Genomic DNA, 4,843 nt, shown 5'->3' with positions numbered 1-4,843 from the left:
GCGAACTGGCAGGTATCGAGATGGCGCCATTTACGATGTCGGTGATCGTGAATAGGACAGTGTTTCCCGCAGGTTGGACAGGTTAACTGAGTGTTTTCAGCGATACCGACTGTAACGGTAACAGAACCGGCATTCTCATCGAGAGAAAGAGACTTTACCTGCCACGGAATAGACAGGTTGAGGATATGAGCGTAGAGAGACTTTTCGTCCATGGTGGTGACCTCTGCAATTTAACACGCCATTATCATGCCTTCAGCCACCACAACAAGGGAAGACCCATATCGATACAGGAAATTAACGCGATACATCGCCGCCATAGCCAACAGACGGCGATGGTCATCACGCGCTTATTCCACGATGCAAATACGACAGGTGTTAGTACTGCCAATTTGTCCGACGCTGTCACCCTGCGTCAAAATTACGCTGTCGCCGGTCGCAATCGCGCCGCATGCTTTCAGCAGCGCGATGGCATCCTGCGCCGCGCCCAACCCTTCGGCACGGCCATTGAACGGCAGGGGCGTAACGCCACGATACAGCGCAACCTGATTCAACGTATCGGCATGACGTGATAGCGCATAAATCGGCAAACGAGAGCTAATACGAGACATCATGCGGGCAGTACGGCCCGACTCCGTCATTGCTATCACGGCTTTAACGCCCTGCAAATGGTTAGCCGCATACATCGCAGACATCGCCGCCATCTCTTCGACATTGGTAAACTGCACATCAAGGCGGTGTTTCGAGGTGGTGATGCTGGGGCTGCTCTCAGCCCCAAGGCACACGTTCGCCATCGCCGCTACCGCTTGCGCCGGATAGCAGCCCGCGGCGGTTTCAGCCGATAGCATTACAGCATCGGTGCCGTCCAGCACCGCATTGGCGACGTCCATCACTTCAGCACGCGTCGGCATCGGGCTGGAAATCATCGATTCCATCATTTGTGTCGCGGTGATCACCAAGCGGTTCAACTGACGCGAGCGCTGAATCAGACGCTTCTGGACGCCCACCAGCGCGGCATCACCAATTTCTACGCCTAAATCGCCACGCGCTACCATGATGACATCCGCAGCCAGAATCATGTCATCCATGTTTTCTGGCGTGGCAACGGTTTCCGCGCGCTCCACTTTGGCAACAATGGCCGCCTGACAGCCCGCTTCGCGCGCCAAACGACGCGCATAGCGTAAATCGTCTCCCGTGCGTGGAAATGAGACCGCCAGAAAATCCGCCTTCATTCTGGCTGCCAGCAGAATATCTGCCTTGTCTTTTTCCGTCAGCGCTTCGGCAGAAAGCCCGCCACCGAGCTTGTTGACGCCTTTGTTATTGGAGAGGGTTCCGCCTACGGTGACAGTTGTAATGATTTTTTCGCCGTCAATGCACACGACACGCAGTTGAATACGGCCATCATCCAGCAGCAGAATATCACCCGGCACCACATCGCGCGGCAGCGCCTTATAATCGATGCCAACTTGAGTATTATCGCCCAAGCCTTTTTCCAATAGGGCATCCAGAATAAAGGTCTCTCCGACGTGCAGAAATACTTTACCTTCTTTAAAGGTTGATACCCGAATTTTAGGCCCTTGCAAATCTCCCAGAATAGCCACTGACTTACCCAAGCGTTGGGCAATTGCGCGCACCTGTTCCGCACGAGCAATATGATCGTCTGCCGCACCGTGCGAGAAATTAAAACGGACTACGTTAGCGCCTGCACTAATTATTTTTTCCAGGTTATTATCACGATCGGTTGCAGGGCCGAGGGTAGCAACAATCTTGGTGCGCCGAATATTTTCAGTCATATTCTTTCCTTTTTTATTACTGGCGCTTAATTATGCTGCTGCTTTTTTCAACAGACGGCCAATGTTCTCGCACGCACGTTCCATATTAATCGGACCATCTTTCAGCAGCGCTTCAATATTGTCTGCACGTGGAATAATGCCGAAAATGGTGTCGATACCTTCGCCATACAGTGCTTCAACACCTTCGCCAACGCAGCCGGATACTGCAATAACCGGTACACCCTGCGCTTTGGCGGTTCTGGCAACGCCGTAAGGGGTTTTACCGAACCTGGTTTGGTAGTCGATACGCCCTTCACCAGTAAAGCAAAAATCCGCACCAACCAGCTTGTCACTCAGCCCACTGAATTCGACAACAATATCAATACCCCGGCGCAGTGTGCACTGGGTGAAAGCCATCAGCCCCGCGCCCAAACCGCCCGCCGCACCGGCACCCGGCACAGTGGCAATCTCTTTGCCTAACTGATTGCGGATCACCGCCGCGTAGTGCGCCAGATTGTTATCCAACTGTGCAACCATCTCTGGCGTTGCCCCTTTCTGCGGACCGAAAATCGCTGATGCACCCTGCTCGCCGCACAGTGGGTTGGTAACATCACAGGCCACCTGAATATCCACCTGTGCCAGACGGCTATCCAAACCGGAAAGATCGATGTGGTGCAAACGATCCAGCGCGCCGCAGCCGCGCGGCAGCGTATTGCCCGCTTCATCATAAAAACGCACGCCCAGCGCTTCTGCCATGCCCGCGCCGCCATCATTGGTTGCGCTGCCACCGATACCCAGAATGATTTTCTTGATGCCTTTGTCCAGGCAGGCGCGGATCAGTTCACCGGTGCCGTAGGTTGTGGTCACCAACGGGTTTTTGGTGTCGCGGTTAACAAATTGAATACCGCTGGCAGACGCCATTTCAATCACGGCAATCTCGCCGTTACCCATGATGCCGTAGCTGGCCTTAACCGTTTCTCCCAACGGTCCGGTCGCGTTCAACGCATACAGTGTGCCTCCGGTGGCATCAATCAGCGATTGGGTGGTGCCTTCACCGCCGTCTGCCATCGGAACGTGCACGAAATTCGCTTCAGGGAATACCTTACGCAACCCTTTTTCCATCGCGTTACACACTTCTTTCGCCGTCATGCTCTCTTTAAATGAATCTGGCGCTAATACAAACGTTTCTTTTTTCATCGTGGGTTGCCTCAAACTAAAGAATAAAGCCGTACAGCACGGTAGCGACGAGGGTCATGGTACCGCCGACAATCGCTTCGTAAGGCAGCAAGCCCATACGTTGTCTAATGGTCATGTTCATGCTCTGCGCTGTAACGTGGAAATAGTTGCCCTGCGGCAAGGAGTCGATAACGGTAGCCCCGGTGTGTACCATGACCGCAGAGGCAATCGGCGCAATGCCGATAGTGGCGATGGCGTTACCGAAGGTACCGGTCGCCAGAATGGTCCCGGTGGAGGTGGAAGCCGTGGCTGCCGCCATCAAAATACCGGAGATCGGTGCCAGGAAGGTGCCGGATATGCCCATGACGTTAATCAGTTGCACCACCTGAGCCGACAGATTGGATGCGGCAATCAGGCCCGCAATCGCACCAGCACCAATCAGGATCAGTACGGTAGCGGTCATTTTTTCCAGACCTGAAGCGGTATAGGCAATCACCTTGTGCTTTTGCCCCATGGCAATCAGCCCAACGATACCGGCGATCGGCAGTACATACATCGCATCTAGCTTGAACGCGGTCAGCGCGCTGATGTGGAAAATGGAACCAATCGGGTTAATCATCAATAAGATAACGGCAACCGCTGGCGCGACGATAGCCTTACTCAGCGTTGGATAGGTTTTGTCATTTTTAGCGCTCTGGGTGCCATAAGCAGCGGCAGCTTCTTCACCACTTACCATGATCCCTTTATTTTTCAACATCGAAGCGACAACAACAGTAATAATCAAACCGAATAAGGCTGGAATAAAACCGGCGATCATTACATCGCTTAAATTCAGGTGAAAACCGTTTGCTGCGGCAATGGTATTGGGGTTCGGCGATATAATATTACCGGCTTTACCGCCGCCGGAAAGTGCCAGTAATAATGCCAGTTTGGAAATCCCCATTTTATTACCCACCGATAACGCAATGGGTGCAACAATTAATACTGCGACGGGGATAAATACGCCCACTGCGGTAATGATCATGGTGGCCAGCGCCAGCGCTAAAATCGCTTTGCTCTCCCCCATCTTACTCACAATGGCCTGTGCGACAGTTTCTGCCGCACCCGACTCCATCATCACGCCGGCCAGTACACCGGCTGCCAGCACGCGGATCACCGTGCCCATCACGCTCTGCGCTCCTGATGTCAGCAGCCCGATGGTCTGCTCAAGGTTGCCACCGCCGATCACCGCACCGAGAATGGCACCTAGGAACAAGGAGTACACCGGATTAATTTTTTTCAGGATTAGCACAATGGCAATAAAAAGACCAATCAACGCCCCGTACCATGCCAAGGGTTCTATGGTATGCATAATGAGACCTCTTATATTTTATATGTCTTCGACAATAGGGTGCTAATGCAAATACATTCTTAGTGGAATCTGCATTATTTAATGTGGTAATAAATCATGCCGTTCTAAATAGTTTTCTTTTGGAAAAGATTAGAATCGATAAATAATTCCTTATCACATGCTCTTATGGATTGAGAATTATTCTATGACTTGGCAATAAAATAAACTATGTGTTGCAACACGAAAAAATTGGGCATTTATATAAATATTTTTGTGTTGCGGAACAAGAAAGAGAGAAGTTTATCACATTGCTGGGGAGGGGAGGAGCGTATTCCTGCGGCTTATCGTGGCGTCATCCTTTCCCCAGCATCGGCTTTGTTGAATAAATAGATATTACGCTGCGTAGCCATAAAGGCTGCGGATTCCCTTGACGTAAAATCAGTATGTTAAATCCAGAGCGTGGTGATGCATCCCGGAGCGATCAGCATTTTAATGGCTTTGTTGAATAAATAGAACTTTTGGGTAATCATCGGAGCAGATCACCACAGTTGTTTCAAAATCAGGTCTC

At 51.6% G+C, this 4,843-nt stretch carries 4 protein-coding genes; all 4 read right to left on the bottom strand.

Annotation, left to right across the window (positions count from 1 at the left end; genetic code table 11):
• Positions 1-212 (bottom strand): transposase family protein (locus QZ506_RS06685; protein ID WP_291969963.1); only part of this gene is annotated, 212 nt, incomplete at its 3' end.
• Positions 213-347: 135 nt separating this feature from the next.
• On the bottom strand, positions 348-1,790 hold the full coding sequence (pyk, locus tag QZ506_RS06680) for a pyruvate kinase (RefSeq protein WP_291969962.1): 1,443 nt from the start codon (positions 1,788-1,790) through the stop codon (positions 348-350).
• Between the two features lie 30 nt (positions 1,791-1,820).
• Positions 1,821-2,966, bottom strand: a complete 1,146-nt coding sequence (locus QZ506_RS06675; RefSeq protein ID WP_291969961.1) for a glycerate kinase — start codon at positions 2,964-2,966, stop codon at positions 1,821-1,823.
• A 16-nt stretch (positions 2,967-2,982) separates the two neighbouring features.
• Positions 2,983-4,296, bottom strand: coding sequence for an SLC13 family permease (locus QZ506_RS06670; protein ID WP_291969958.1), 1,314 nt, complete (start codon positions 4,294-4,296; stop codon positions 2,983-2,985).
• Between the last annotated feature and the right edge of the window lie 547 nt (positions 4,297-4,843).

Source organism: Candidatus Symbiopectobacterium sp. (assembly GCF_020054415.1).
Classification (GTDB): domain Bacteria; phylum Pseudomonadota; class Gammaproteobacteria; order Enterobacterales; family Enterobacteriaceae; genus Symbiopectobacterium.
This window is presented reverse-complemented; position numbering and strand designations above follow the sequence as displayed.